27 protein-coding genes and 1 other RNA gene are annotated in these 26,793 nt (G+C 38.7%); 10 read left to right on the plus strand and 18 right to left on the minus strand.

Going from position 1 to position 26,793, the window contains the following annotated elements; genetic code table 11:
- Positions 1–130: 130 nt before the first annotated feature.
- Genes WBW42_RS07340 through WBW42_RS07360 form a run of 5 tightly spaced genes read right to left on the minus strand, consistent with a single transcriptional unit; the run spans position 131 to position 8,861 of the window.
- The gene (locus WBW42_RS07340) at positions 131–1,726 is read right to left on the minus strand and encodes an ABC transporter ATP-binding protein (protein ID WP_032056807.1); all 1,596 of its coding nucleotides are present in this window, start codon (positions 1,724–1,726) and stop codon (positions 131–133) included.
- Entirely contained in the window at positions 1,701–2,711 is a 1,011-nt protein-coding gene (locus WBW42_RS07345; protein WP_032056808.1) for an ABC transporter permease, read from the minus strand. The genes WBW42_RS07340 and WBW42_RS07345 overlap by 26 nt, the downstream gene beginning before the upstream one ends.
- Positions 2,711–3,763, minus strand: a complete 1,053-nt coding sequence (locus WBW42_RS07350) for a microcin C ABC transporter permease YejB (RefSeq protein WP_032056809.1) — start codon at positions 3,761–3,763, stop codon at positions 2,711–2,713. The genes WBW42_RS07345 and WBW42_RS07350 overlap by 1 nt, the downstream gene beginning before the upstream one ends.
- A 31-nt stretch (positions 3,764–3,794) precedes the next feature.
- A complete protein-coding gene (locus tag WBW42_RS07355) occupies positions 3,795–5,630 on the minus strand; it encodes an extracellular solute-binding protein (protein WP_017403143.1) in 1,836 nt (611 codons plus the stop codon).
- A 15-nt stretch (positions 5,631–5,645) separates the two neighbouring features.
- Positions 5,646–8,861 carry a LysM peptidoglycan-binding domain-containing protein gene (locus tag WBW42_RS07360; protein WP_032056811.1) on the minus strand — a complete coding sequence of 1,072 codons (3,216 nt, stop codon included), beginning with the start codon at positions 8,859–8,861 and terminating at the stop codon, positions 5,646–5,648.
- A 233-nt stretch (positions 8,862–9,094) separates the two neighbouring features.
- Here WBW42_RS07360 and dnaQ point away from each other — a divergent pair, with 233 nt between their 5' ends.
- From dnaQ to nudC, 3 genes are all read left to right on the plus strand, one after another.
- Positions 9,095–10,474, plus strand: coding sequence for a DNA polymerase III subunit epsilon (gene dnaQ / locus WBW42_RS07365; RefSeq protein ID WP_032056812.1), 1,380 nt, complete (start codon positions 9,095–9,097; stop codon positions 10,472–10,474).
- A gap of 130 nt (positions 10,475–10,604) precedes the next feature.
- A complete protein-coding gene (locus WBW42_RS07370; RefSeq protein WP_032056813.1) occupies positions 10,605–12,248 on the plus strand; it encodes a hypothetical protein in 1,644 nt (547 codons plus the stop codon).
- On the plus strand, positions 12,248–12,991 hold the full coding sequence (gene nudC / locus WBW42_RS07375) for an NAD(+) diphosphatase (protein WP_005070517.1): 744 nt from the start codon (positions 12,248–12,250) through the stop codon (positions 12,989–12,991). Before WBW42_RS07370 ends, nudC begins: the two co-directional genes overlap by 1 nt.
- 28 nt (positions 12,992–13,019) lie before the next feature.
- Here nudC and WBW42_RS07380 read toward each other — a convergent pair whose 3' ends face one another.
- From WBW42_RS07380 to WBW42_RS07390, 3 genes are all read right to left on the minus strand, one after another.
- Positions 13,020–13,883, minus strand: coding sequence for an alpha/beta hydrolase (locus WBW42_RS07380; RefSeq protein ID WP_002117650.1), 864 nt, complete (start codon positions 13,881–13,883; stop codon positions 13,020–13,022).
- 3 nt (positions 13,884–13,886) lie between these two features.
- Complete coding sequence (locus WBW42_RS07385) at positions 13,887–14,594, minus strand: BON domain-containing protein (RefSeq protein ID WP_032056814.1); 708 nt, start codon at positions 14,592–14,594, stop codon at positions 13,887–13,889.
- Between the two features lie 79 nt (positions 14,595–14,673).
- The gene (locus WBW42_RS07390; protein ID WP_005070523.1) at positions 14,674–15,075 is read right to left on the minus strand and encodes a YraN family protein; all 402 of its coding nucleotides are present in this window, start codon (positions 15,073–15,075) and stop codon (positions 14,674–14,676) included.
- A gap of 208 nt (positions 15,076–15,283) precedes the next feature.
- Between WBW42_RS07390 and rsmI the strand changes: the two genes are divergently transcribed.
- Positions 15,284–16,120 carry a 16S rRNA (cytidine(1402)-2'-O)-methyltransferase gene (rsmI, locus tag WBW42_RS07395; RefSeq protein ID WP_032056816.1) on the plus strand — a complete coding sequence of 279 codons (837 nt, stop codon included), beginning with the start codon at positions 15,284–15,286 and terminating at the stop codon, positions 16,118–16,120.
- 99 nt (positions 16,121–16,219) lie between these two features.
- The gene (locus WBW42_RS07400) at positions 16,220–16,606 is read left to right on the plus strand and encodes a hypothetical protein (protein WP_032056817.1); all 387 of its coding nucleotides are present in this window, start codon (positions 16,220–16,222) and stop codon (positions 16,604–16,606) included.
- Between the two features lie 2 nt (positions 16,607–16,608).
- Here WBW42_RS07400 and WBW42_RS07405 read toward each other — a convergent pair whose 3' ends face one another.
- Entirely contained in the window at positions 16,609–17,499 is an 891-nt protein-coding gene (locus WBW42_RS07405; protein ID WP_032056818.1) for a LysR family transcriptional regulator ArgP, read from the minus strand.
- 106 nt (positions 17,500–17,605) lie between these two features.
- On the opposite strand from WBW42_RS07405, the gene WBW42_RS07410 reads away from it, so the two are divergent.
- A complete protein-coding gene (locus tag WBW42_RS07410) occupies positions 17,606–18,208 on the plus strand; it encodes a LysE/ArgO family amino acid transporter (RefSeq protein WP_002117603.1) in 603 nt (200 codons plus the stop codon).
- A gap of 55 nt (positions 18,209–18,263) precedes the next feature.
- Here WBW42_RS07410 and WBW42_RS07415 read toward each other — a convergent pair whose 3' ends face one another.
- A complete protein-coding gene (locus WBW42_RS07415) occupies positions 18,264–18,905 on the minus strand; it encodes a cation efflux transmembrane domain-containing protein (protein ID WP_005075543.1) in 642 nt (213 codons plus the stop codon).
- Positions 18,906–18,970: 65 nt separating this feature from the next.
- Between WBW42_RS07415 and WBW42_RS07420 the strand changes: the two genes are divergently transcribed.
- Positions 18,971–19,372 (plus strand): MerR family transcriptional regulator, encoded by a 402-nt coding sequence (locus WBW42_RS07420; RefSeq protein WP_032056819.1) that lies wholly within the window; start codon positions 18,971–18,973, stop codon positions 19,370–19,372.
- Between the two features lie 38 nt (positions 19,373–19,410).
- Here WBW42_RS07420 and WBW42_RS07425 read toward each other — a convergent pair whose 3' ends face one another.
- The 5 genes from WBW42_RS07425 to WBW42_RS07445 all read right to left on the minus strand — a co-directional run bounded on the left by WBW42_RS07425 (position 19,411) and on the right by WBW42_RS07445 (position 24,358).
- Positions 19,411–19,662, minus strand: a complete 252-nt coding sequence (locus tag WBW42_RS07425; protein WP_002117665.1) for a hypothetical protein — start codon at positions 19,660–19,662, stop codon at positions 19,411–19,413.
- Between the two features lie 207 nt (positions 19,663–19,869).
- The gene (locus tag WBW42_RS07430) at positions 19,870–21,102 is read right to left on the minus strand and encodes an FAD-dependent monooxygenase (RefSeq protein WP_032056820.1); all 1,233 of its coding nucleotides are present in this window, start codon (positions 21,100–21,102) and stop codon (positions 19,870–19,872) included.
- Entirely contained in the window at positions 21,099–22,307 is a 1,209-nt protein-coding gene (ubiH, locus tag WBW42_RS07435; protein WP_163114267.1) for a 2-octaprenyl-6-methoxyphenyl hydroxylase, read from the minus strand. The genes WBW42_RS07430 and ubiH overlap by 4 nt, the downstream gene beginning before the upstream one ends.
- 31 nt (positions 22,308–22,338) lie before the next feature.
- Positions 22,339–23,661 carry a Xaa-Pro aminopeptidase gene (pepP, locus tag WBW42_RS07440; protein WP_032056822.1) on the minus strand — a complete coding sequence of 441 codons (1,323 nt, stop codon included), beginning with the start codon at positions 23,659–23,661 and terminating at the stop codon, positions 22,339–22,341.
- 67 nt (positions 23,662–23,728) lie between these two features.
- Entirely contained in the window at positions 23,729–24,358 is a 630-nt protein-coding gene (locus WBW42_RS07445) for a UPF0149 family protein (RefSeq protein ID WP_005802891.1), read from the minus strand.
- Between the two features lie 64 nt (positions 24,359–24,422).
- On the opposite strand from WBW42_RS07445, the gene WBW42_RS07450 reads away from it, so the two are divergent.
- From WBW42_RS07450 to ssrS, 3 genes are all read left to right on the plus strand, one after another.
- Entirely contained in the window at positions 24,423–24,983 is a 561-nt protein-coding gene (locus WBW42_RS07450; RefSeq protein ID WP_002117619.1) for a hypothetical protein, read from the plus strand.
- Positions 24,980–25,264: a cell division protein ZapA gene (locus WBW42_RS07455; RefSeq protein ID WP_002117766.1), complete on the plus strand. Its 285-nt coding sequence runs from the start codon at positions 24,980–24,982 to the stop codon at positions 25,262–25,264. Before WBW42_RS07450 ends, WBW42_RS07455 begins: the two co-directional genes overlap by 4 nt.
- A gap of 192 nt (positions 25,265–25,456) precedes the next feature.
- A non-coding RNA gene (gene ssrS, locus WBW42_RS07460) (6S RNA) lies at positions 25,457–25,641 on the plus strand.
- A gap of 141 nt (positions 25,642–25,782) precedes the next feature.
- Here the strand turns inward: ssrS and WBW42_RS07465 are convergent.
- The 3 genes from WBW42_RS07465 to WBW42_RS07475 form a co-directional block, all read right to left on the minus strand.
- Positions 25,783–26,103, minus strand: a complete 321-nt coding sequence (locus WBW42_RS07465) for a hypothetical protein (protein WP_032056823.1) — start codon at positions 26,101–26,103, stop codon at positions 25,783–25,785.
- A gap of 93 nt (positions 26,104–26,196) precedes the next feature.
- Positions 26,197–26,310, minus strand: coding sequence for a hypothetical protein (locus tag WBW42_RS07470; RefSeq protein ID WP_002117788.1), 114 nt, complete (start codon positions 26,308–26,310; stop codon positions 26,197–26,199).
- Positions 26,311–26,422: 112 nt separating this feature from the next.
- Positions 26,423–26,767 (minus strand): hypothetical protein, encoded by a 345-nt coding sequence (locus WBW42_RS07475; protein WP_005070552.1) that lies wholly within the window; start codon positions 26,765–26,767, stop codon positions 26,423–26,425.
- Between the last annotated feature and the right edge of the window lie 26 nt (positions 26,768–26,793).

Genomic DNA, 26,793 nt, shown 5'->3' on the forward strand with positions numbered 1-26,793 from the left:
GCATGTCAAGTCATAATCGATAACTGACAATAGCACATGTCAATTTTAAAGAATATAAAAATATGCAACTTTTTGCATTAGAAGTTTAACCAAAACTTATTTATATAAAACAATCAATTAAAAAATATCTTTAAAAGGATGCTTTAATTAACTGTTTCGTATATTCACTGTTAGGTTTAGAAAATAAGAGTTCAGTTTCCTGATATTCAACAACTTTTGCATGACGTAATACCACCACTTTGTGGCAAAGTGCTTTTACTATATTGAGATCATGACTAATGAAAATATAACTTAACTGCTCAGTTTGCTGTAATTGTCTCAACAACTTGATCATGGCTTTTTGCGTGGTCCGATCCAAGGCAGAGGTAGGTTCATCCAGAATTAAAAGTTTAGGTCGAACTACCAAAGCTCTGGCTAAGGCGACACGTTGACGCTGTCCACCTGAAAGTTCATGAGGATAACGGTGTTGAAAATCTTCAGCCAATTCAACTTTTACCAATACAGATTCAATTTCCTGTTTGATCTCGTTATCAGCTACTGCTTTCACTTTCAATCCTTCAGCAATAATCTGCCCTACTGTCATACGCGGGTTTAAACTTCCAAATGGATCTTGGAAGACAAGTTGAAAATCCGATCTCATCAAACGCAAGGCTTTTGGCTGTAACTGATTTAAATCTTGACCTAAAAAAACAATCTGTCCTTTGCTCTGAATAAGCTGAACTAAAGCGAGGGCTAAAGATGACTTACCAGCACCACTTTCACCAACCACCCCAAGCGATTCACCTTGAGCAAGATCAAAACTCAAATCTTCTATTGCGGTGAAATACCCTTGAATGCGATTTAAAATTCCTTTTCTTATAGGAAACCGCACGCTGAGCTGTCGAACTGATAAAACATTCTGTTGAGCAGGTCTAGACTCTACACTTCCAAAGTCATGATCTAACAACTGTGCTGTATAACTAGTTTTAGGATTTACAAAGATTTGGCTCAGTTCACCTTGCTCTACGACACGCCCACTTTGCAATACAATAAGTTTCTCAGCATAGCGATGTACTAAATTGAGGTCATGGCTAATTAAAATAAGTGCCATCCCATATTTGCTTTGCAAAGATTTTAATAGCTCTAAAATCTGTATCTGTAAAACCACATCCAACGCAGTGGTAGGTTCATCAGCAATCAAAATTTTAGGCTGAAGTGCCAATGTCATCGCGATCATGACACGTTGTCTTTGCCCACCAGAAAGCTCATGCGGATAACCTTTTAAAATTTGTTCTGGTTCGACAATTCCAACATCTTTTAGTAATTCAACTATTTGCTGTTGAACTTCTTGTTTTGAAAAACCAGATAAAAGAAGATTTTCACCTATAATTTTTTCAACCCGATGGAGCGGATTTAACGCAGTAGCAGGCTCTTGAAAAATCATAGCGATTTGGCGACCACGTAAATTTGATTGAGCTCTTTCATCTAGCTCAAGCATGTTTTGTGAGCCAAACCAGACCCGACCTGTTACTTCTAATTTTTCTTGTAGCAACCCCATTATTGCTAAGCAGCTCATCGATTTACCTGAACCACTTTCGCCCACAATAGCGAGTGTTTCACCTTCACTTAAGTAAAAACTTAGATCTTTTAATAAAACTTTTCGGTCTTTGGTCTGAACCGAAAGTTGCTCTACTTTTAATAATGCTAAAGTGGGATTTAAGTTATTTTCTTGGGTCAAACGCTTCACGGGCCGCCTCCCCAATAAAAATTAAAAGTGAAAGAACAATAGCCAGACTAAAAAAGCCTGAAATTGCTAGCCATGGCGCATCTAAATTATTTTTACCTTGTAGTAATAATTCACCTAAAGAGGCCGCATCGGGTGGTAGTCCATATCCTAAAAAATCAAGAGCGGTTAAAGCGCTAATATTGGTCGTTAAAATAAAAGGTAACTGAGACAAACTCGAACTGATCGCATTTGGCAAAATATGCCTAAAAATAATCGCGTGATCAGTCACTCCCAAAACTTGGGCTGCACGGACGTAATCAAGCTGGCGAGCTTTCAAAAATTCTGCTCTAACGATGCCTACCAAAACAGTCCAGCCGAAAAACAACATAATGAAAAATAGCCAATATACATTTGGAACAAACATACTGACTAAAATCATGACCATAAAAAGCATGGGTAAGCCATTCCAGACTTCAACTAAACGTTGCCCCAATAAATCGACCCAGCCACCATAGTAACCTTGAATAGCGCCTACCGTAATTCCAAATAAAGCAGAACAAAATGTTAAGGCCAAGCCAAAAAGTAACGATACTCTTAAGCCATAAAGAATACGCGCAAGAACATCCCTTCCTTGATCATCTGTTCCCAACCAGTTTTGCTTGGAAGGTGGTGATGGCACAGGAACTGCCAAATCTAAATTGGGAGTTTGATATGAAAATTGAATGAGGGGCCAAACTGCCCATCCTTTAGCTTCAATAAGCGCTTGTACGGCAGGGTCTTTATAGTCAGCTTCTGTTTCAAACATCCCACCAAACGCAGTCTCAGGATAAGTTTTTAACACGGGTAAATAGTAAGAATCTTCATACTTCACTAACAGCGGTTTATCGTTAGCAATCAACTCCGCGGCTAATGACAAAAACAAAATTAGACTAAATAAAATAAAGCTGGCCCAGCCCAATTTATGCTGTCTAAAACGCTGTAATCGTGTTCGCACAATTAAAGACATTATTTGCCTCCTTGCGCATCAAAGTGAATTCGTGAATCAATCCATTGGTACAACACATCACAAATGAGACGTAAAATTAGGCTAAATAAAGTAAAGAAAAATAAAACACCAAAAATAACAGGATAATCACGCTGAACAATGGCTTCAAAGCCCAACAAACCCACCCCATCTAGATGAAAGATAATTTCTACGAACAGGTTACCTACAAAGAAAATACCTGCTAACGCTTCTGGCAATCCTGCGAGCACAACTAAAATGGCATTACGAAAGACATGCTTATATAAGACCTGTTGGCTGTCCAACCCTTTTGCATAGGCTGCCAAAACGTAGGGCTTATTGAGTTCTTCTAAAAATGAGTATTTAGTTAAATAGGTTAAACTGGCAAAACCGCCTAATACCATCGTAATGAGTGGCAGAGTCATATGCCATAAATAATCGCTAACTTTGCCCCAGAGACTGAGTTGATGAAAGTTATCTGAGACTAAGTTTTGTAGTGGAAACCATTGAAAATAAGACCCACCTGCAAAAAAAACAACTAACAAAATGGCAAATACAAAACTTGGTACAGCATACCCCACCACAAGCACTAAAGAAGTGGACCGATCAAACCAAGAGCCCTGCTGCTTTGCCTTTTTAATTCCCAGAGGAATAGAAATGAGATAAATGAGAAAAGTACTCACCAGCCCAAGTGAAATGGAAACAGGCATTTTTTCCCATAACAATTGCACGACAGATTTATCTTTAAAGAAACTTTGTCCAAAATCTAAAGTTAAATAGCCCTTTAACATTAGAAAAAAACGTTCAGGAGCAGAACGATCAAAGCCGTACTGAGCCTTAATTTGCTCAACCATTTCAGGGCTTAACCCCTGCGCACCTTGATAATAAGTTTCTGCACTCAATGCACGACCAATTCCCAAATCGCTTTGTGCCTGATGTATTGCTTGCTCAACTGGCCCACCCGGTGCAATTTGCACAACCACAAAGTTAATCAATAGAATGACAAACAATGTTGGAATCATTAAAAGAAGTCGCTTGAGAATATATGAACCCATATAACAGGATTTCCTTTATGGCAGGTGCTTTTTATTGTTGATGTAAATATTTGGCAACTTTTTTGGCTTTGTTTGCATCACTCCACCAATATTCTATCCCAGAAGAAAGTGCTGGTTTAACTTTAGGTTGTTGATACATATTCCAATAAGCATACCAGTTTTCACCTTTACCATAGGTCGGGATTTGATAATAACCAGCTCTAAGCAATCGATCGAGAATGCGAGTATAAATAAGCTGTTGTTCACGGCTTTTACTCGCAACGAGTTTTGCAATCACTTGATCAATTACTGGATTACGAATTCCCGCATAATTGTAATTTCCATCCTGAGCTGCAGCTACACTCCCCCAGAACTGAGTTTGTTCATTTCCCGGATTGAGAGATTGCGGCAAATTCATTGTGGTCATATCAAAATCGTAACGGCGAGTTCGTTCTAAATATTGCGGAGCATCAACCTGACGTAAATTAACAGCAATGCCTAATTTTTTTAAGTTACGAATAAAAGGTAGAAGTGTTCGTTGTTTACCATCTTGCTGAATTAAAAACTCAAGCTGAACTTTCTTTTCCTCAAGTGTAAATAGCTGCCCTTCTTTAATTTTATAGCCAGCTTGTATAAGCAATTGGCGCGCAGTTAATAAATTCTGACGGTTAAATCCACTCGCATCTGACACTGGGTATTTCCAGTTTGCTAAAACACCTTGTTGCATAAGTGGAGATAACTTAAGCAATAACGGTTTTAACAACTCTAATTCAGTTTTTGAAGGTCGACCTGTTGCTGCTAATTCACTATTTTCAAAATAACTTTGTAGGCGCTGATATTGTCCATAAAACAAAGCTTTATTCTGCCATTCAAAGTCATAAGCATAGGTTAAAGCTTGTCTAAAACGAATATCATTTAAAGGTTTTCGTCGTGTATTAAAAACATAGCTTTCAGTGGCAATAGGATTATGGTGACGAAACTTATATTGAGTAACCAACCCTGCTTTTACGGCTGGAAACCGGTAATCAGTTACCCATTTTTTAGGATTAGTTTCTTCATGCAAAGTGTATTGCCCAGATTTAAATCCTTCAAAAGCAATATCCCAATTTCGATAATAAACATATCTCAAGCGGTCAAAGTTATAACGCCCTTTGTTAATAGGCAAATCTTTTGCCCAATAATTCGGGTTTCGTTTATAACTGATGCTTCTGCCCGGATCAATTCGTTCAACCACGTAAGGTCCCGAACCAACAATCGGTTGTAAGGTAATTCGGCTAAAATCTCTTTTTTGCCAATCTACTTTTGAATAAATGGGTAAGGTTGCCAAAATGAATGGCATTTTAGGGTTATGTATAGACTTAAAACTAAACTTTACTTGATGGGCGTTTATTATTTCTGTTTTTGCTAAATCAGCAAGGTACATTTGCAAACCTAAATTAGATTTAGTCTGATAGGCATCAAAACTAAATTTAACATCCGCCGCAGTGACCGGCTGTCCATTACTAAAACGCGCTTTAGGGTTTAAATAGAAAGTCACTGATTGCGTTTTTTCTGGGTCATAACTCACTTTCTGAGCCAAAAGCGGATATAAAACTCCAACCTCATCAAGTGATTGAGTCATTAAGGTATCAAAAAGATAATTAACGCCTTCTGTAGCATTCCCTTTCCCATTCATACTATTGAGGTTATCAAAAGTTCCTTGAGCTGCCTGACTTAATAGGCCACCTTTAGGTGCATTAGGGTTTGCATATGGCATAGCCATCATTTCTAAATATTTAGGCTTAGAATGAATCGCTATATATGAATTGGTTTGTTGTGCAGAAAAAACACTATGGGAAATGACACTGAGCCCGACTAGCAGGCTCAGTTGAAAATTTAATTTATGCATAAGTGGCTAATTATTTTACAAATTAGGCACTTTAATCACATCACCAATGCGAAGCTGAGTAGAAGGTGTCAAATTATTCAGCTCAGCCAAGAAATTGGTTTCTAAACCATATTTGCTAGCGAGGCCAATTAATGTATCACCACGCTTCACTTTGTATTCCACAACAGTTTTTGGAATCACAATGTTTTGGCCGCGCTGTAAGTTAGCATTTGCTTTTAATGCATTCATTTCAGCCAGTTCACGCACTGAAATACCCGCACGGCTCGCAATACTATTTAAAGACTCACCAGATTTAACCGTATATCTTTCAGTGTTTTTACCAGCAGCAACTGTTTTAGTTGAAGACTTAGTATCTACTTTAGCTGTTTCAACTGTAGGCACATCACCCGTTAGCTTTAAACGCTGCCCCACACGAACGCTACTGTTGCGTGAAAGACCATTTAATGAAGCAATATAGTCCAACTGTAAGTGGTAGCGATTAGCGATATTACCTAAGCTATCACCAGATTTAACTGTATAAGTTTCTGGTGTTTCTTCTTTGGCGTTTTTAGAAGATTTAGTTGGCGCCTCTTCAACAGTTCCTGTTAGTTTTAAGCGTTGACCAGCACGCAAACCAGCGGTACGAGACAAACCGTTTAGGTCAGCCAAATAGCTTGTTTGCAAATTATATTTACTCGCAATCGCATTTAAACTATCGCCAGACTGTACAATGTATTGTTCTGGAACACTTAAGCCTGCCGGTACTTTTAAAGTTTGACCAAGCTGTACATGGCTATTTGCTTTTAAGTTATTTAACTCGGCTAACTCAGCCAGGCTAATTTTTGATTTAGTTGCAATACTCGATAAAGTATCACCACGTTGTACTTTATAGCCTTCTGTTTTATAAGAAACACTTGCTGATGCTTTCTCAGATTTACTAGAAGCCTTAGTTTCAGCAACTTCATCTACAGAAATATCTTGTGTAGGCACATTAATTTTTTGGCCTACCATTAAGTTACTGCCCGCAGTTAATCCCGGAGTTAATTCAGCAAGTTCCTGATTAGAGAGCGCATAACGATCTGCAATCAATTTAAGGTATTCACCACGCTTCACAGTATAGCTCTTAGTTGCTATACGTTTTGCACTTGCCTGAACAGCTTTCGGTTCTGCTTTAGCACTTGAGCGACTATTTTTTGGTTCTTTTAACTGTAGTTTTTGCCCAACAAATAAGCCATCAGTCACTGATAAATCGTTATATTCAGCCAACTGCCTTACTGACAAATTAAACTGGTTTGCCACACCGCTTAAGCTATCGTTAGCCTGAACGACATATACATCTGGTTTAGCTGTGCTTTTTGAAGTCGTTTGAGCTTCTTGTGGCTTAGCGTCATAAAGATAAAGCGTTGAACCAACATATAACGTCTTTTCTGGATCAATCTGGTTCCACTTAGCAACATCGCGCCAGTTTACGCCATTTTTCATCGCAATAACGGCTAAAGTATCACCTGGTAAAACTGTATAGGTACTACGTTTGCCTTTAGGCTGCACAACCACTACATCTGTATCAGTTTTAATGTAAGGCTTGTCTTTATTGCGCTGCCCATCTTCAGAGTTAGCTACAGTCACGTCTTCAGCTAAAGTTTTTGGATATGCAAAACCTTTACTTACTTCTTTACCTTGTTGCTCTGCAACTGATTGGCTTGTTTGAATCGCAGTTAACTTAATTTTGCCATCATAAGGATCAACAATTTCTGTTCCTTGTGGTGCAATAGCTTTCAACTCAGCAACTACTTGATCTTTTTCAGCCTGCGTTGGTTGTGGCTCTAAAGCTTGTTGAACTGTTTCTTTCTCACCTTCAGCTCGAACTGCCGCTAAAATCTTTTCACGTTCTGCAGCCGAGATTGGTGGCTCTGTCTTCACTTGCTTAATATTTGCCGCAGGTGTCACAGCAACAGGAATACGTGGAGCACTTGGTACATCAGCCGAAGCGGCAAACGCGGCTAAAGCATCAGACCCACGAGGAGTTGAAGTTTTTACCGTGGTAGAGCTACTGGTTGTTCTAGTAGGTGTTGACGGTTTAACTGGTTGAACCTGATTTGCAGGCGTGGTTTTAATTGTCACAGATGTTGAAGCACTTACATCTGGCTTAGAGGGTGAAGTCACATTTGCCCACCAACCTGAACCACCGCCAGACTTCATACCTTTTAATTTATTATCAATTGAAGGACTTAAATCGGCCGGAATCAAGATACGCATTGGACTTGCAGGGTCTACCATTTCACCACGATATCCTGGGTTTAATGCATAGAGTTCCGAACGACTTAATCCAGCTACAGAAGCAATTTCATTTAAAGATAAAGGTGCAGATAAAGTCACTTCACGGAAATGGGGTCTATTTGCAATTGGTGGTAAAGAAATACCGTAAGCTTTTGGATTTTTAATAATTTGGGCAACAGCCAAGAAACGCGGAACATAGTTCATGGTTTCTTGAGGTAATTTTAAAGACCAATAATCAGTTGGTAAACCTGCTGCCTGATTTCGGTTAATTGCTTGTTGAATACGTCCCGGTCCAGCGTTATAGGCTGCTAAAGCAAGCTCCCAAGAACCGAATTGGTTATATAAGCTTCCTAAAAACTCATAGGCAGCACGAGTCGACTCAACAACATCTCGACGGCCATCATACATGCCTGTTTGCTTTAAGCCATAAATACGGCCAGTACTCGGAATAAACTGCCATAAACCTGCTGCTGCAGCACTACTTGTTGCAGCTGGGTCATATGAACTTTCAATTACAGGTAAGAGTGCAAGTTCTGTCGGCAAACCACGGCGTTCAGCTTCTTTAACTGTATGGTACAAATAACGACTTGCGCGGGCACTTAAACGATCAAGATAAGGCTGACGAGAAATAAACCAACTACGCTGAGCTTCAATACGTGAATCCCAATGGTTCAAATCCATTTTGAAACCAACAGACATACGTTTCCAGACATCACCATGCTTTAAAATAAGCAGACGGTCACCCTCTACAGCACGCATATCAGTTGCTGAAAGTAAGTCTTCCAATGAATCAAGACTACTTGCATCTAAATAACCTGCACCACTGACCTGTTTCGATTTTGAGGTTTTTGCAGATTGCGGAGTCGATGAACAGCCTGTTGTAATACCCAACGCAGCTAACGCAGAGCTAAGTACGGTAATTTTAAACAATGATGCTGCAGATGGCTGCCACACAAATGTGGTTGGTTTATACATAAAAACTTCCAAACAACTCGCGTAATATTTTTTTGGGGTCTGCCCACAAACCCTAGGTCTTCGATGCCATTGTAGTAAAGCATGCAAGATAGACAAGGCAATAATTTAATGTCATTTGCATGGAAATGTTACAAGAAATTAAAAAAACCTTGCTTTGATACGATGGAACCGAACTTTTTGCGTATACAATACACCATATTCAGTTCTTTTTCTTTTAGTTTAGGTTTCGATTTATGTCTCAAACAATCACACTGTATGTTGATGGTGCATGTCGTGGCAATCCGGGTTTAGGTGGTTGGGGCGCATATGTCATTACTGAGCAGGGTGAACATAAATTATTTGGCGGTGAACCTGATACGACCAATAACCGTATGGAACTTACTGCTGCCATTGAAGGTGTTTCATTTTGCCCAGCCGATGCACATTTGATTATCTGGACAGATTCAAATTATGTGAAGCAAGGTATTACTGAGTGGATTCATGGCTGGAAAAAGAAAAACTGGAAAGATGTAAAAAATCCTGACCTTTGGCAGAAATTAGATGCTGTCTGTGCAGGTAGAAATATTGAGTGGAACTGGATTAAAGGCCACGCAGGACACCCTGGCAATGAAATGGCAGACCAGCTTGCTAATTTAGGTGCAGACAAAACTGCGAAAGAACTCAAGCAACCACAGTCTGCCACTGTATCGCAAGATATAAAAAAGCCTGAACAGGACTGGTTGTTAGATGACCCTTTCGGGTTTGATCTGGCTGACGCAACAGAAGAGGAAAATATTCATCTTGAAGCATCTGAAGAAGTTGAGATGATTATTGTGGAAGAAGAAATTATTGAAGTTGAAACTGTCGAACAAGAAAGTAAGCAGCCAACCAATAACATTCATCCTCAAATCGTTGTGACCGAAGCCAAATTAAAATTACAAGGTCCTCGACAACTGATTCTCGATACGGAAACTACTGGTTTTTATTTCCAAGATGGCGACCGCATTATTGAGGTGGGCGCGATTGAGATGATTAACCGTAAGCTTACGGGTAGCTCGATTCATATTTATATTAACCCACAAAAACCAGTGGGAGACTCAGAAAACATCCACGGTATCAGTGATGATTTCTTAAAAGATAAACCGCTCTATGCGGATATTGCTGACACCTTATTTGACTATCTTAAAGGTGCAGAGATTATTGCCCATAACGCGACCTTCGATATGAACTTCCTTGATATGGAGTTTAAGCGCGTAGGACTTCCTGCACTTTCTGAAGTATGTGAGGTAACAGATACTTTAGCTTTAGCGAAAAACAAACATCCGGGACAAAAAAACTCCCTTGATGCGCTTGTAAGACGTTATGAAATTCCAGCACGTGACCGTACTTTCCACGGCGCATTACTCGATGCTGAAATTCTTGCTGATGTTTACTTGGCAATGACTGGTGGTCAGGTTTCTTTTGATATTGATGCCTTATCTCAGAGTGAAAATAGCCAGCAAACAACCAATAGAAGCAGAGTTCAAATTGATCTTCCTGTAATTTACCCTTCAGATGAAGAGTTAAATACACATGAGACTTGGGTCAAAGAATATGAGGAAAAACACGGAGAACCTTGCCTTTTTGCAAAATAAATTTTTGATTCTTTAGTGTTTTTAGCTTTTCCCCTTTGTAAGTTAAGTTATATTAGTCGCATAGATTTTTAGCTCAAATTATTGAGCACTATGAATATAACAATTGATTTTTTTGCAAAGGGGAACGTTTATGTCTGAGCATACGTCGATTCATTTCGATCCAACAGCTTTACTCATCATTAAACATGAAATTGATCGTTCAATAAAACTGGTTGAAGGTGCAGTAAGTACCTTAATTGAAGAACAAACCCTCCCTTTTGGTATTGATGATGCATTAGAACAGTTTAAGCAATGCACTCAAGTTCTACGCTTAATTGATGTTCCTTATCTTGCAAAAATCACTCAATATTCGACTGAGTTGATGCAAAAAATTATTGCGAATCCAGCCCAAATTAATACGGATGATGTCGTTGCCCTAAGCGAAGGCACGACCATGGTAAAGCGCTATATTGAATTTATCTGTTTGCGTGAAATACAAGTTCCACAATTTCTTCTTACGACTTTAAATAATTTAGAATTGGCTTTAAATAAGCCTCTAACTACATCGGGACAAGCTATTGTTCCTTTACTTGCAAATACTTCGCTTGAACTACCCTTGCCTGAAATATTAATTAGTGAAAAAACTCAGTTCATCCATCAACTATACAAACTATCTTTACACCAATTTTTAAAAAAGACAGCCTCAGCTCAGAATTTTCAAGCCTTTAAACTTATTGCAACCTATTTGGTCAGCATGGCGAACACTCAGCCAAGCCAAAAATATTGGCAGCTCGTCAATTACGCTTTTAACCATATTGATGACCTCCTTTTAAATGATTCACGCCTACGTGTACTGATTAATATTGAAAGTCATATTGCTCTATTTTTAGCAGCGCCCGAAAGTTTTGAACCTAATTTAGCGGCATTCGCAGATATTTTAAGTATTGTCATCGCTCAAGAAGATGAAATTGCTCACCATATTCGTAACCAACTTCATATTGGTGATGAAACACCGACTGATACTCAATTACTCGTTTTAAGTCGCCATCTTTTTGGTCCTGACTTTGATACGATGCACACAGTCAGCCAATTAATCTTGGATGAAATGAATAAGGTGCGAAACGATATTGAATACAACTACCAAAATATGTCGCCTGAAAAAGCACAGCAACTACAAGCGAGCCTTTTACAACTGGCTCATACCTTTAGACTACTAAACCTTGATGAAGCCGCCTCTGCTCTTTCTCAACAAGCCAGCAGTTTAAGTCAACTTAACATTTTAAGTGATGAAAACTATGCTCAGCAGCTGATGAACAGCATTTTATCTGCTATGAACTCAATTGGTATTTTGGTACGCAATTACACGTCAAATCGTCTACAACTTAGCGTGAATAATACGGCTATTTCTTTAGATCGTCTTGATGAAGCTCACCAAGCTTTGCTTACTGAGACAAAAAATTTAATTGATTTTATCTGCCAAAGTCTTACGTTGTATGCCAATGATCAGACACAAAATATTGAAGCGATTGCAGGTTCATTAAAAGAGTTAGCAGGTGCAGCCGAATTTTTAGGAAGCACGACTCAACAACATGCTTTACTCCAAACTGCCCAATTTGTTCAAGAGCAACTTGAACAAAGCCAGCCTTTTAATACAGACCAAATTCACTGTATTTTTAACGTATTGGCAGGCATTGACATGTTAGTTGACAATTTAAAAAATAAACAACCTGTTCTACAATCCATGTTTAATGTAGCATTGTCGAGTAGTCAACAACTTCAAAAAAAGGCAGCTTAATGTCTGAATTATCACTTGCTTATATTTTCCATCATCAACAATTACTGGTTGACCAGAATCTCCAACTACCCAAAGTCGAAAAGTTAGCAAGTGATTTACTTTTCACTCATGATGAGCAGGTCATTGCACGTGACTTGCTTGCTGAGGAACCTATCCCCGAAGGCTTACAACTTGTCCCAATTCGCCAGCTTATTACCAGCTGGTCGAAAGAACAGTTTTTGCAAGCGAGCCGTGCTGTTCAATTACTTGAATGGCGACGTAACCATAAGTTTTGTAGCCACTGTGGACATCCAACAGAAGTTCATCCAACCGAATATGCAATGGTATGCCCTTCTTGTCGCTACCACCAATATCCTCGTGTAAACCCTTGCATTATTACCGTCATTACTCGTGGTGATGATGAAATCTTGCTGGCTAAGTCAGTTCATAACAAAACCAATATGTATGGTTTGATTGCAGGTTTTGTTGAGGTAGGCGAAACACTTGAAGAGGCAGTACAACGTGAAGCCTTTGAAGAAGTAGGTTTAAAACTCAAAAATATTCAATATATGTCAAGTCAGCCTTGGCCATTCCCGAGTAACCTTATGGTGGCATTTCGGGCAGAATATGAGTCGGGTGAAATTAAGCTTCAAGAAGAAGAAATTGCAGATGCCCAATTCTTCAAAATTGATCAATTACCTGAGATTCCGTTTAAAGGAAGTATTGCTCATTCAATGATTATGCAGATTACCCAAGCTGGGTAATCTGCCGTGTTTTAAACGAGACTCTCGTTTAAAACACTTCTTCGAGAAAATGTAAGATCGTTCTTTTCGTTCTGAAATAGTGGCTAATAAAGCTAGAAAGACTGGCCAAAATTGTAATATGTCCAGTTTTGGGAATCACAGCGATATGACTGTGATTTCCACTCTGTCTTAAAGCCCGATCCAAATCCAATGTATTCTCTTTGCCGACAAGCTGATCATTTTCAGCCATGAGCAAGTAATGTTTAATACTATTTTGATTGACGAAATAGTATGGCATCACTTCTTGATAAGAAATACTTTGATCAAAAGCATCCTCAGCTAGTGGATCACCCTTATAATCAAAATGATAAGGTCCAGCTAAACCGAAAATCGCCTTAATATTTCCTAAACACTGAATAGGGTTTGGTTTTGGGTGATAAACAGCAGACATTACATTAAATGCCCCCGCCGAATGCCCCATAAGCACAACATTTTCTGTAGAAATTTCGAGTTTGTCTTGGTTTTGATGTAAATAATTCAATGCCTGAGTCAGGTCATCAACAAAACTCGGAAAAATATTTTTAGGAGCTAATTGATAGTTGATAACTGCAACGTCATAACCTTCTTTAGCAAACGTCTCACCAATAAAAAGATAATCCCGCTTATTACCATGTTGCCAAGCACCACCATGTACAAAAACAATAAGAGGCTGATGTGCTAGTTTTTTAACAGATCGGTAAATATCCAAACGGTGACGCGGCTTTAGACCATAACGTACATTTGCGACCTGTTCAAAACCATCTTTTGGCGTAAAACGGTTTAAAGCAAAACTCCCCAAATCATAAAGGCGGAACTCTTTATAAAGAGTTCGCGCCTGTTCAATTTTACTTTGTAGTTGTTCAATCAGATTCATATATTACTGTGCATTCGAAGCTGGATCTGTTTGGTCAGGATCAATTGCAACAGGAGTTTGAACTGTTGGTTGAGCAATGACGTTATTAATAATTGGTGTAGTCGTTGCACTAGCAGTACTCGCCGCTGGCGCAGGTGCTAAATCAATGTTATCAATGAGTGTCACAATTTTGGTCACGTTGCCAACATTTTGAAGCACATTATTTAAATCATTAATTTCAGCTGTATTTAAACGGCCCATTACATATAAAACACCATCTTCGGTATGGACAAGTACTTTACTGTCCGATACAACGGGCGCTTTCATTAATAGAGCACGTGTATTTGCAGTTACACCAGCATCTTGCATGATCGTGTTATAGCTGACCTTATTACCCACGGTAATATAGTTATGTACAGCTTTTACATCACTCATGGCTTTAAGATTATCTTCTGCCAATTGTTTCAAGTATGGGTCTGGCACTTGTCCTGTTAATAAAACAGTACTATGGAAACTTTCGATATTAATACGTGATTGTTTAAAACGCTGATCAAGCTTATAGAGGTTAATATTCGCTGTACGTTTAATTGAAGAATCAATGAATACCTGACCTAAGCTACGTACACCACTATCTGTTCCGACTGGAGCTGTACCTGTTCCACCAGAAATAAAACTTGCGCAACCTGACAAACTTGCGACACAAAGCGCTGTTACAGCAATACGTTTCAACACTCCACCAGACTCCTATCAATCTCTTCTTGGCTTGATCATAAAACATCGGTTTTAATTTGCTCAAAAGAGTAATGAACTCTTAATCCAAAGTAAATGCATTTTCGATCCATTGCAGATCATAATGGAAATTTGAAAAGTCTTGCTGTACTGTTTTTGCAATTTTCTGTGGAAAATCAAAACAAATCACATCAAAACGACAATAAAAATCCTGATAAGATGGGTAGCGCTGTAAAAAACGCATCGCGGTTTTAATAATTTTCTTCTGCTTTGTTCTTGTCACCATTTCGCAAGCCTGTCCATAATTTCCTATAGTACGCGCCTTTACCTCAACAAAAACCAGTTCTTGTCCTCTTTTAACAATCAAATCCACTTCACCACGGCGTGAATGATAATTACTGGTTACCCATACATAGTTTTGCTTTTGCAACAGGTTTAAAGCCGTTTGCTCCGCCCATTTACCCAACTGCTGCGCTAATAGCATTTTTATCTTCCCCAATGAAAAGCATCTCTAGATGTTTTTATAAATAAGTTATTTCGCTAAATCCACCCGTACTTTCTGATCTAAATTGAACAAATGAAAATCAGATCATTTTGGAAAAGCAAAGGTTGGCAGACATTGTTCACGCCCAAATCATAATTTCGGGTAAACTACCCCATTTAAATTGTTTATCTGTACGGAGTAAAACCAAATGAGTGCTCAGTTATTCGTTGTAGCCACCCCAATCGGGCACTTAGATGATATGACTTTCCGTGCAATTGATATTTTAAAATCAGTTTCTATTGTAGCCGCCGAAGATACTCGTCAATCTGCACAATTATTTAAGCACTATAATATATCGACTCAACTTACTGCATGTCATGATCACAATGAAAGTAATAAAATTGAGCAGTTAGTTCAAAAATTACTTGCAGGCGATGATATTGCTTTAATTAGTGATGCGGGTACACCGCTTATTAGTGACCCTGGTTTTAAGTTAGTTCGAGCTGCTCAAGAACATGGTATTAGGGTTGTTCCCGTGCCTGGCGCATGTGCTGCGATTGCCGCTTTAAGTGCAGTAGGCCTACCGAGTGATCGTTTTAGTTTTGAAGGTTTTTTGCCATCAAAAGCTTCTCAACGTATTTCTCAATTAGAAAAAATCAAAAATGAGACTCAGACCTTAATTTTTTATGAAGCACCACATCGTATTTTAGAGTGTGTAAAAAATATGGCTGAGGTATTTGGTGAAAATCGTCCTGTAGGTTTCGCACGTGAAATTACCAAAACCTTTGAAACCATCAAAAAAATGACTTTAAAAGATTTGGTCAGTTTTATTGAAAATGATCACAATCAAGAAAAAGGCGAAATTGTTCTAGTAGTTGGCGGTGCACCAGAAAAGACAGATCTGGAACAAGAGAAATTAGATGAGCTTTTAAAGCGCTTACTTCAAGATTTATCTGTTAAAGCGGCATCTCAACTGGCTGCTGATTTAACAGGAGTTAAGAAAAAAGTTGCTTATCAACGTGCGCTTGAGTTAACACAATCTTAATCTTTTGATTAAGCACAGTGATGAATAATAAATAGCCTTCATCATCACTGTGCATGAATTTTGCATAATAATATTAAAGATAAAAATAAGAGTATTTACATGACTGTACAGCTTGGAAAACTTGGGCCGCATGAAGAGTGTGAACTAGAATTATTACTTTCAGGCGAGAAACCTATCGCTTTGTTTTATGATCTATTACCTACCGAGTTTTTAGAGCATCTCGAGCAAGGTACTTTATCTATGCTGAGTAAAGATATTGAAACCTCTTTACCTTCACCATTTTCAATTATGCTGATCTATAAAAATGCACCTTTAGCAGATTTAAATGAACTTGTGTTATGTATTGAAAAATCACTAAAGGAGACTCAACTGGAAGATCGTTTAGAGCTTGATCGTAGAATCGGACAACTTTTAGGTTACTCAACACAAGATATAGAGTTTTATATTCAGCATGTTTCAAATTTTTATGCCCGCTCACGGACTTAAATTTATCTCAAGATATGTTTTGCTGACTGAACAATCGTCTCGGTTAATACATCAAGTTGCTGCGACTGTCTTTTCCAATGGTGCCAATATAAAGGAACATCAAGTTGGGCGTCAGGCATAATATCAACAAGTGTTCCATTTTCGAGTAATGGTTGAACTTGAAGTTCAGGCACCATGCCATAGCCTAAACCTAATTGAATTGCTTTGACGAAAGCATCTGTTGCTGGAATAAAACTATAAGGATAACTTTGCATCGGTAAACCGTATCCTTTTAATAGAACCTCTGAATGCATTAAGTCTTTTTGATTAAAAATAACTGCTGGTGTTTTTCTTAATGCGTCTCTATTCACTCCAGCGCTAAACCATTTATTTACGAATTCAGCAGAAGCCAACATTTTATAACGCATTTTTCCTAGTGGTTGAGCTAAACAACCTGACATGACCTGCTCTTCTGCCGAAATACAGGCATTGACTTGTCCTGTCTCTAATAAAGTATGCGTGTGAGATTGATCATCAATTTTTAGTTCTAACACGATTTTTTCTTTAAAAAGCGTTTGCTGAATATTTGGTAAAAGCCAAGTTGCTAATGAATCTGCATTTGAAGCTAGAGCAATTTTATAAAATTCAGATTCGGATGATTTCCCCATCAAACCTTGTAATAAATTTTGCTCCATTAATCTCGTATGACGTAAATGCTGCAATAAAGTTTGCCCTGCTTGAGTGAGCACACTCGGGCGCCCCCGTATAATGAGTATTTGTCCTAAATACTTTTCTAAAGCCTGTACGCGTAACGAAACTGCAGAAGGCGTAATATATAAATGCTCTCCTGCCGCATCAAAACTTCCCAATTCTGCTACCGCCAGAAAGGCTTCACATTGTTTGCTATCTAACATATCAAACCTAAATTTTTTTTAGCCAAACCTAAATATTCTTAATTTTACTTATTTTTTAATAAAAAGTCAGATAATTCCCACATCTGATTTTTTCCACCTTATTGTTATGTTCTCTCTTAGTATATTTTTTAAAGGTTTCGGTATTGGTAGCGGGCTTATCGTAGCAATTGGAGCTCAAAATGCTTTTGTCCTAAAACAAGGACTTAAACAGCAATATGTATTTTGGTTGTGCTTAATCTGTGCTCTATCCGACTCAATTTTAATTGCCTGTGGTGTATTAGGCTTTGCCGAAATCATGACGGCATCACCTATCTTAATTACCGTAGCTAAATATTTAGGGGCAACGTTTTTATTAGTTTACGGTGCCAAAGCATTTTATGCTGCATTTAAGACTACCCAAAGTATGGACCTTGATAGCAGTCAAAAACAAACATTAACTCAAGCATTAGTGACCTGTCTTGCCTTTACTTGGCTTAATCCTCATGTTTATTTAGACACTATTGTTCTAATTGGTTCAGTTGCAACTCAGCTTGAAGACAAAGTGAGTTTTGCTTTGGGGAGCATTCTTGCCTCTTGGGTTTTCTTTTTTAGTCTGGGCTATGGTGCAAGATTATTAAAGCCACTATTTACCAATCCCAAAGCTTGGAAAATTTTAGATTTCATTATTGGTTGCGTTATGTGGAGTATCGCTATAACCCTCTTGTTTTAACGGCTTAAAATAAAAAAGGATCATATAAAAGATCCTTTTTTATTACTCTTGAGTATTACGCTTCACTGGCAACTATAACTCTTGCCTGTTTTCTTTCTTGTTGTGACTGTTTTATAACAGCATAACCAGAAGATACACCCAAGTATGCAATGACAAAGGCAACAAATAAATCGGGAAATACACTGCCTGTTCCAAATACCCCAACCGCAGCTAAAATTACAGCAATATTAGCAATTGAGTCATTTCTACTGCACAACCAAACAGAACGCATATTTGCATCCCCATCACGAAATGCATAAAGCATAAGCGCGACAGAAACGTTAGCAATTAGAGCCATTACACCAATTGCCCCCATCACCATTGGTTCGGGTGAAACACCATAAAAATACGACCAGACCACTTTCGCAATGACAAAAACACCGAAAGCCGCCATCGTTATTCCTTTAACTAATGCCGCTGTCGCACGCCAATATAAACTCATCGAAAGAACGACTAAAGATAGTGCATAGTTTGCTGCATCTCCGGCGAAGTCCAATGCATCTGCCCAAAGTGAAACAGATTGGGCCTTATAACCTCCCAATATTTCCACCACAAACATTAAGGCATTGATCACAAGTGCAATCCATAACGCTTTTCTAAAACGTGGACTCACTTTCTTTGAAGGAGAACATGTTGAAGCACAACCACATCCAGCCATTTTATTTCCTCAAAAACTCTTTTATAGTGATTAAAAACCCTCGAGTAGCTCCAGAGTCAAGTCTTATGAGTTTTTCTATTGGTCAATTATCAAAAAAAGCGGATATTCCAATTGATACGATCCGTTATTACGAAAAAGTAGGTGTGCTGGACCGTATTCAGCGCTCAGAAAATAATTATCGTGTTTACACCGAACAAACACTTGCAGACCTTTTATTTATTAAGCATTGCCGTGAATTAAATATTTCACTGAGTGATATTAAAACGTTAAAAGAAATGAAAACTCAGCCTAAACAGGCCTGCACAGAAATTGATAATTTAGTCGATAAATACTTAAAAGAAGTATCAGAAAAAATCGAACGATTATTACTTTTAAAAGAATCTTTGACTGATTTAAAACAGCACTGCTCTACCAATCGAACAGTAGATGAATGCGGGATCTTGAGAGAGCTTCAGAACGCACCTTAAAAATAAAAAAAGCATCACTCATGTGATGCTTTTTAGGATTAATGGTCGCTATGTTCATCTGGAGGAACTTCGGTAATTCTCCCCCCTCGAGCTAAAAATGCGGCAACTTCATCTTCCAGCGCTTGGCGCTGTTTTTGCTTGGCAGTCACAGTCAGTGTTTCTGCCTCAGCAATATCAGTATCATTAATACTGCTTGCTTCTTCATCAGCTGCACCGCTTTCAGCTGCCTTCGCTTCATCTTCATCTACAGCAGAATCTTCTGCATCTTCATAATCATTGATATCTGACATTTTTCACTCCCCAGAATGATTTCTATTGCATCATCGCTATGGTCCCAAGACCTCAGAAATTTAGCAATCTCTTTGCATTTAGCAAAGAGCCAAATTGGTCAAATGTGTATCTTTTTCAACCCAATTGGTAATGATATATAAATGATTGCTTAAAAAATATCTACTGATATTTATTTAGACCAGTAGAGCATAAACTTCGTAATTATTTTAACGACTATACTGGGTGTTTTGTAAAGACCCTAAACCGTTTGCTTGTTGCATAAAACTCTCTTTTAAGAAGGAAATTTGTTCAACTTGCTTGAGTCCCACATTCCGAGCCCAGATAAATGGAAATAGCTCACTACTTTCCAACCAGCCAATTGCCGACATGCTATGCATCATTGCATCATTTTGGCCTTTACGGCGATGCTCATAACGCAACAATGTCTGTTCATTTGCCCATACGCCACGCGCTAAATCATGTAGTAATGCATCACAGAGTACAGCCGCATCTAAACAACCAATATTTACCCCTTGTCCAGCAAGTGGATGAATCACATGTGCAGCATCCCCAATTAAAGCTAAACCAGCTTTCACATACTGTTTTGCGGCGCGCGCTTTGAGCGGGAATTGGGCTCTTGAACGTACATCTAACACTTCACCCAACATATGTTGGCTTTCACGAGTTAAAAGCTGCATAAATTCATGATCGGTTAAAGCAGAATATTCATCGGCATAATCATCAGGTAGTGTCCAGACAATTGACTGCCAGTAGCCATTTTCACTTTCTTCAAGACTAGCCATCGGTAAATAGGCTAAAGGCCCTGTAGGTAAGAAAATTTGACGAGCAACATGATTGTGAGGTTTAGATGTTTTAATAGCACAACTAATCGCTGCTTGCTTGTAATCTAAGACATCTAGGTCAATAAAGGCCTGTTCTCGTACAAATGAATTGGCACCATCTGCACCAATCAGCAGTTTTGTTTTAAGTGTCGTACCATCTGCCAATTGAATATGCCAACAACCAACACCCTGCTCAATGCGAGTCACACGAACTTGAGTACGATAGTCTGTTAACTGCTCAAGCATTTTTTGTTGAATAGCAACATTCAACACACTTGGCTCAACCATAGAACCCAAGGTCTGTTCTGGCATTGGTCTTTGTACGGACTCGTGACCAAAATTAATTTCACCATAGCCATTCAGATTCCACACTTGCATGCCTGTATATGGCATTTGACGTGCTAGATCATCCCAAACATTGACAGTTTTAAGTAAATGAATGGTCGCTTGGCTGAGTGCTAAAACACGCGGGTTCATCACACTTAGTGTTTTTTCAACATCCAGTACAGGAGCAGCATCAAGCACAGTAGGCTGTACACCACCTTGGGCAAGTAATAAAGCTGTTAAACCACCAACCAGTCCACCACCAACAATGACAACATCTAGTACTTCACTCATGCTTTTAGCCCCATTGCATAGTTCGCTACCAGTGGTTTAACTCCCGGAATGACATCGAATGCAATTAATCCCATATTACGAATTAATTTTAATAATGGATTTTGATTACTAAAACCACGAACCACGGTGTCACAGAACTTAATGACTCGTTGTTGATCTGACAAACGAGCTTGTTCATAAGCCAGTAAATTATCTGGGTTACCAATATCATCAGAAGTAGTTAGCTGGTTCACTAAGTAACGCACTAAAACATCCGCATCACGTAGACATAGGTTAAAGCCCTGTCCTGCAACAGGATGGATTGTATGCGCCGCATTCCCCATTAAAATAACGCGTCCGACTGCTTGTTTATGTGCAAGCACTTGTGAAAGCGGATAACTAAAGCGTTTACCCGTCTTTTCAAATTTACCCGCTCTGTCACCATAAGTTTTTTGCAAAGCATCTAAAAAGTGTTGGTCGTTTTCTTCACCTAACCACTCACCTTCAGTGCCTTTTTTAACAGGCCATACAACCGAACGGCGATATTCGCCCGGTAAAGGCAATAAAGCTAAAGGGCCTAATGCACTAAAACGCTCAAAACCGACTTGATCATGTGGTTTTGAAGTCTGAACGGTAGTGACAATTGCAACCTGATCATAATCATGAACATCTACACCAACGCCGATAGCCTGACGACAGAAAGAGTCACGCCCATCTGCGGCGATTAATAGTTTTGACTCAAGTTTTAAAAGGTCATCACCACGCTTGGCCTCAATATGTACTTGCTCAGCATCTTGAGTTAAAGCAGTCACTTGAACGCCATCAATCAGCTCAATCAAAGGCTGCTGACGTACTTGAGTCAATAAAACACGACCCAACCAAGCATTTTCAATCACCTGCCCAAAGCTTTCGACTTTTTCTTGTTCTGCAATTAATCGGGCCTTACCAAAACTGCCTTGTTCAGTAATGTGAACTTGTAGAATTGGAGTCGCGTGCTGCTGTAAGGCATCCCATAACCCCAGCTTCTGATAAATCTGGACGCTACGACGCGATAAAGCCGTATTACGCGCATCGAAACTGGAATGATAAGGGGCAACATTTTGATCATCATAGCTTGGGTATTTCACAGCTTCTAACAGCTTTACTGCAATATTAGCCTTCGCCAGCATGAGTGAAAGGCTAAGTCCAACCATTCCCCCACCTACAATAATCACTTGTTGTTGCATCGAGTTGTGCTCCTTTGGCGAATACGTTTAATTATGATTTAGCTTGCGCCATTAAATGTTCAATATCTGCAATATTTTTAACTACATCAGCAGTTAAAACTCGTGGTCCTTTCGAGGTTGCGACCACATCATCTTCAATACGAATACCAATACCACGCCATTTTTTATCTACAGTTTCATCGTCTGGTGCAACGTATAGGCCGGGTTCAACGGTAACGACCATACCTTCTTCATATTGACGCCAGTCTTCACCTTTTTTGTAAGACCCGACATCATGTACATCCATTCCTAACCAATGGCCTGTACCATGCATATAAAATTGACGGTATGCTTCGGTTTCGATAAGTTCGTTAACATCACCTTTGAGCAAGCCTAAATCCACTAAGCCTTCGGTTAAAATTTTAACGGCTACTTCATGAGGCTCACGGTACGAATTACCAATCCGTACTGCATCAATCGCTGCATATTGAGAAGCCAATACAACTTCATATAACGCTTTTTGTTCAGCACTAAACTTACCATTAACCGGAAAAGTACGGGTAATATCTGACGCATAGAACTCATATTCGCATGCAGCATCAATTAAGACTAAATCACCGTCTTTAAGAGGTTGGTTATTTTCAACATAGTGCAAAATGCAGGCATTAGCCCCACCACCAACAATACTGTTATAAGACGGGACACAGCCGTTTTGCCCAAATATATAATTGAGCTCGGCTTCAAGCGCATATTCCATCATACCTGGACGCACGATTTGCATCGCTCGGGTATGTGCCTGAGCACTAATTTTTGAAGCAGTTTGCATCAGCTCAAGTTCTTGTGGTGACTTGATTAAACGCATTTCATCGACAATACGGTCGAGCTGTACCAGTTGAGCTGGAGCACCTTGATGTCGATGCTCAGCATCTGCTTTTTTAATCCACTGGCTCACTCGTGCATCAAACGCAGCATTTTGCCCAATCCGATAATAAAGGCGTTCTTTATTTAATAACTTTTCAATAATTTCTTCATCAAGCAGATCAATTGCATAGGCTTCATCTGCATCATAGTCTTCGATTGCACCGTCAATTCCAGCACGGTAACCATTCCAGATTTCCATCTCGCGGTTACGTTCACGGCAAAAAAGACTATAGCTATAGTCAGTTACATCCTCAAAAGTTTCAATAACTGCAACTGCCTCAGGCTCAGCAAAGCCCGTCAAATAGAAAAAACTACTATCGGCACGAAATTTATAATCCGCATCACGATTACGGTACATCTCCTCACGCGTTGCAATAATTGCAATACTGTTAGGACCGATTTTTTCTGCTAAACGGTCTCTACGATGTTGAAAATCAGCTTGAGGCAATTTCATAATGATCTACTTGATTTAGAATTTTAAAGTCAAAAAATAAAATACAACCAATAACACATCGCCTCAATTAGCTTGGACGATGTGGTGTGAACATTTCTACAATATTCTGATCTGTACCTAGAGCAGCAGTTTTACTTTTTGCATGAAAGTTTTTCAATAAAGAACTTTCAGCTACAGTGATTTTTTTTCTACCAATCGACAAGCTTACAGGGATCAAGCGTACAAATTCATACAATTCCTCGTAGCTGCTTTCGCCTTCCTCATCATTGTCAGAATCTTCAAATTCTACTGCAGCAACATCTTGAAGGTGTTCAATCAATTCGCGCTCATCACCACGAACATGACCTGATGCCAAACCGAAACCTAACACAACACCCGCACACCAATCAGATAGTGCTTGCACACGCTCTTGAAGTAAATGTTCATCATCTGGAAGCATTGGTAAATAATCTAATTCATCTTCAGATAAAGCATGAACCACATCTTCTGCTTCGTCAGTCAAAAGCGCTAAAGCATCTTCACTTAACTCTGGCACATTAAGGGTTGTTAAAATTTGTGACCATTCTTCACGCGTAGGCGCTTCTGTCACACAAACAATACCTGTTAATAGACCATGTAACTCACTAGGGCTTGAAATTTCTTCAATTCCTTCAAAATGAGCGTTCCAATCTGTCCAGCCTGAAATATCGTCTTGCATTCGTTTATCCAATCTCTATACTTTGTATATATTACCTTTGATTGCAATTCTGTGCGACCTCGTTATGTTAGAACAATTACAGCGGCTACAAGCGCATATTAGCGTTTTAAAAACACGCTTACATCATTTAGAGAGTGAACATGCGGCACTCTCAGAAGCTAAAGAACTGGCTGAAACAGAGCATCACGCACAAGTTGTGCAAAAAAATAGTATTATCACTAAAAAACAAGAGGAAATTGAGTCGGTAACTGAGCAACTTTCTCAGTTAAAAGGCCAATTTCAACAATTGAATCAAGATGCTAACACACTTGCCGAACGTTATAGCCGATTAGAAAAAAGTACGACTGATTTAAAAAATCGTTTTCAAGAAATTCTTGCAGAACGAAATGAATTACGTGTTGCAAAAGAGAAGTTACAAGCCCACCAGCGTCAAACCCAACAAGAGCTGCATGATTTACAACAAGATCGTGACCGTTTGTTACAAAAAAATGAGCTTGCCAAATCAAAAGTTGAAGCCATTATTCAGCGTTTAGGAATTTTAGGCACTGCTCAAGATCAACACGCTCAAGAAATCCAGCAACTTGCCCATCCTAATGCTGAAACTGGTGAGGAGATCCAATCATGAGTGAACAAGTCATGGTAGAGCTTAGGCTGATTGAGCAAACTTTTAGACTCGCGACTACCTCAGATAAAAAAGATGAACTTGAACGCGCAGCACAACTTCTCAATGAGAAATTTAATGACATGCGCCGTAGTGCCCCACGTGTTGAGCACAACAAACTAGTCATTATGGTCGCTCTACAGTTAACTCAAGAAGTGCTAAGCCTTAATAAATCTTTGCAGGAATACACTCACTGTGAACGCCTACTGCAAGCGATTTTAGAAGATGTGGAGCAGGTTATTTAACAAGCTTTGATTACCACAAAATGCCTTGCTCTATAAATCATAGATGCAAGGCTTTTTTTATTTTGACTATCAACTACAGTTGAATATCGTTTTATCCACGTTCAATGTACAAAGCTTCATCAAACGCAAACTAAGTTTACAGTTCCATAGACTCAAGTGATTGCCAACATAGTCAGATCGGTTATACTTAAGCTATCTCTGGGATGTTCGCCAGCGGGTCTATTCCCCTGCCGATACTTAAACTTATGGATTGCGTTCTGTATATTTAGAGTGTATGCCTACCTTCGAGTAGGAAACCCAGCAAGTATACGTCGCGTCCACCTTGAACTCATCGGGTTCAGGGTAACGACACATGCAGCGGCATCTTCGGAGCATTTATTTTTAATTAAATAATAAAATTTCAAAAATTTATATCAATTAGCCTTTCAATACAGACCTGTCGGTACGATTTTTTTCTCAAGCATTTAATAATGCATGACATTATTATTTTAGAGATGAATGAGTCTCTGAATTCAAAATTACTTTTCTTTTCTACTCAGGCATTCTTGATACCAAGCTGTTTGAAAATCTTCTATCGCTTTTCTTTTAAAGAAGCTGGTCTTGAATACTTTGGTTGAGTAAGCAGAAGTAATTAAATCTTGATAAAGTTTTTTTGCCTTTGGATCTTCAAGACTATTCGCTATATGCTGCAATTCTTCAGATGGGACTTTTTGTTGACGCGCTTCCATGACAGTATAAGAAACTTTCTTCACCACATTACAAATTTCGGGGTCATTTACACTTTCATCGGCATAACAGCCAAAAGTTAAAAAACTAAGAAAAAATAATTTAAACTTCATATACCTACCTTATTTTTATAGCTTTAAATTAATTACAGAGTTTTATTATTAATAAAGAAATAGGAAATTGATCCCTATTTCTTTTAAATGTGTTTATGCTGGATTAATCACATAAAAATAAATAATTAGACCTACTAAAACGGTTGAAGCGATCGTTAAGTATGTACCAACTGTATTAAAACTCTGTAAGAACTTTAAGATTTCCATATCTAAATCCCCTAAACTTTCACTTATATAGATAGAAGAAAATTTACCACAACCCAATAATGCCAATCAATTCACATTTATCGGATTTTTTGAGATTAAATTCAATTCAAAATTATTGAGTACATCTAATTGCAAAAGCATCCTTATAGTAGTCAGTCGCACTTTTCAAATCCGCTAATAATTTGTCTTCGGTATAAGGTTTAGGCGAAATTTTTATTAAGGCAGGCATATATTGGGTCTTATAAACTTCTGGATAGTCATGACATAAGATTTTGACTTTAATTTCTTGCGGTGTATTCGGGTTATCTAGTTGATCTAGAAACTCTCCTATTTTACGGTCAGATTCTTCAAATTGAGCTTTATAATCAACTTCAGCAGCTTCAGGTTCTGTTTGTTTTGTACACCCACCAAGTAGCAGACTAGCGCTTATTGTAATGGTTAAAATTTTTAACTTCATAGGCTTAACAATTTCACATTCATCCT

This window comes from Acinetobacter sp. LT1, from assembly GCF_059800965.1.

Bases quoted from the DNA above. Each gene is read 5' to 3' on its own strand.
- WBW42_RS07465 (WP_032056823.1), bottom strand. From the start codon at position 26,103: ATGAAGTTTAAATTATTTTTTCTTAGTTTTTTAACTTTTGGCTGTTAT.
- WBW42_RS07350 (WP_032056809.1), bottom strand. From the start codon at position 3,763: ATGGGTTCATATATTCTCAAGCGACTTCTTTTAATGATTCCAACATTG.
- WBW42_RS07380 (WP_002117650.1), bottom strand. From the start codon at position 13,883: ATGAATCTGATTGAACAACTACAAAGTAAAATTGAACAGGCGCGAACT.
- WBW42_RS07400 (WP_032056817.1), top strand. From the start codon at position 16,220: ATGACTGTACAGCTTGGAAAACTTGGGCCGCATGAAGAGTGTGAACTA.
- WBW42_RS07420 (WP_032056819.1), top strand. From the start codon at position 18,971: ATGAGTTTTTCTATTGGTCAATTATCAAAAAAAGCGGATATTCCAATT.
- nudC (WP_005070517.1), top strand. From the start codon at position 12,248: ATGTCTGAATTATCACTTGCTTATATTTTCCATCATCAACAATTACTG.
- WBW42_RS07430 (WP_032056820.1), bottom strand. From the start codon at position 21,102: ATGAGTGAAGTACTAGATGTTGTCATTGTTGGTGGTGGACTGGTTGGT.
- WBW42_RS07455 (WP_002117766.1), top strand. From the start codon at position 24,980: ATGAGTGAACAAGTCATGGTAGAGCTTAGGCTGATTGAGCAAACTTTT.
- WBW42_RS07425 (WP_002117665.1), bottom strand. From the start codon at position 19,662: ATGTCAGATATCAATGATTATGAAGATGCAGAAGATTCTGCTGTAGAT.
- WBW42_RS07415 (WP_005075543.1), bottom strand. From the start codon at position 18,905: ATGGCTGGATGTGGTTGTGCTTCAACATGTTCTCCTTCAAAGAAAGTG.
- WBW42_RS07410 (WP_002117603.1), top strand. From the start codon at position 17,606: ATGTTCTCTCTTAGTATATTTTTTAAAGGTTTCGGTATTGGTAGCGGG.
- WBW42_RS07450 (WP_002117619.1), top strand. From the start codon at position 24,423: ATGTTAGAACAATTACAGCGGCTACAAGCGCATATTAGCGTTTTAAAA.
- rsmI (WP_032056816.1), top strand. From the start codon at position 15,284: ATGAGTGCTCAGTTATTCGTTGTAGCCACCCCAATCGGGCACTTAGAT.
- WBW42_RS07475 (WP_005070552.1), bottom strand. From the start codon at position 26,767: ATGAAGTTAAAAATTTTAACCATTACAATAAGCGCTAGTCTGCTACTT.
- WBW42_RS07445 (WP_005802891.1), bottom strand. From the start codon at position 24,358: ATGCAAGACGATATTTCAGGCTGGACAGATTGGAACGCTCATTTTGAA.
- WBW42_RS07355 (WP_017403143.1), bottom strand. From the start codon at position 5,630: ATGCATAAATTAAATTTTCAACTGAGCCTGCTAGTCGGGCTCAGTGTC.
- ubiH (WP_163114267.1), bottom strand. From the start codon at position 22,307: ATGCAACAACAAGTGATTATTGTAGGTGGGGGAATGGTTGGACTTAGC.
- WBW42_RS07345 (WP_032056808.1), bottom strand. From the start codon at position 2,711: ATGTCTTTAATTGTGCGAACACGATTACAGCGTTTTAGACAGCATAAA.
- dnaQ (WP_032056812.1), top strand. From the start codon at position 9,095: ATGTCTCAAACAATCACACTGTATGTTGATGGTGCATGTCGTGGCAAT.
- WBW42_RS07405 (WP_032056818.1), bottom strand. From the start codon at position 17,499: ATGTTAGATAGCAAACAATGTGAAGCCTTTCTGGCGGTAGCAGAATTG.
- WBW42_RS07470 (WP_002117788.1), bottom strand. From the start codon at position 26,310: ATGGAAATCTTAAAGTTCTTACAGAGTTTTAATACAGTTGGTACATAC.
- WBW42_RS07370 (WP_032056813.1), top strand. From the start codon at position 10,605: ATGTCTGAGCATACGTCGATTCATTTCGATCCAACAGCTTTACTCATC.
- WBW42_RS07390 (WP_005070523.1), bottom strand. From the start codon at position 15,075: ATGCTATTAGCGCAGCAGTTGGGTAAATGGGCGGAGCAAACGGCTTTA.
- pepP (WP_032056822.1), bottom strand. From the start codon at position 23,661: ATGAAATTGCCTCAAGCTGATTTTCAACATCGTAGAGACCGTTTAGCA.
- WBW42_RS07360 (WP_032056811.1), bottom strand. From the start codon at position 8,861: ATGTATAAACCAACCACATTTGTGTGGCAGCCATCTGCAGCATCATTG.